Annotated in this window: 1 protein-coding gene; it reads left to right on the top strand. The window is 68.4% G+C overall.

Annotation, left to right across the window (positions count from 1 at the left end):
- On the top strand, positions 1-389 hold a 389-nt coding region (locus STRIP9103_RS35185), incomplete at its 5' end, for a YceI family protein (RefSeq protein WP_048821549.1).
- Positions 390-529: the final 140 nt, after the last annotated feature.

Below are 529 nucleotides of genomic sequence, written 5' to 3' on the forward strand. Positions count from 1 at the left end.
ATACCGGCTCGTTGGAGGTCCGGGAGGGAACGGGCGGGCTGAAGCCGCTCACCGACGCCGACCGGGCGAACATCAAACGGACGCTGGGCGACAAGGCCCTGCTGCACATCGCGGAGCACCCCACGATCACCTTCCGTTCCACCGGCATTACGGGGACGCCCCAGTCCTTCGAGATCACCGGGGACCTCACCATCAAAGGCCGGACCCACCCGGTGACGGTGCACGGGAAGGGCAATGGCGGCACTCTGTTGCGTGGATGGGCGTCCGTCACGCAGTCCACCTGGGGAATCAAGCCTTACACCGCCTTCATGGGCGCGTTGCGGCTGGCGGACGAGGTCCGAGTGGAGTTCGACGTGGCCAGGCTCGAGCGAGCAGACCTGTCTGGGTAGCGCCGCAGTCCGGCGGCGGGAGCCCGCTGGAGTGGCCCACCGACAGCAGCATTCCGGCCCCCGACCGCTACGTCACCGGCTGCACAGCCTTGCCGACGCCGAACGTCGTCCCCCTCGGTGAAACCGGATTCCCGGGGCAG

Origin of the sequence: Streptomyces ipomoeae 91-03 (assembly GCF_000317595.1) — a bacterium.
In the GTDB taxonomy this organism is placed as follows: Bacteria; Actinomycetota; Actinomycetes; order Streptomycetales; family Streptomycetaceae; genus Streptomyces; species Streptomyces ipomoeae.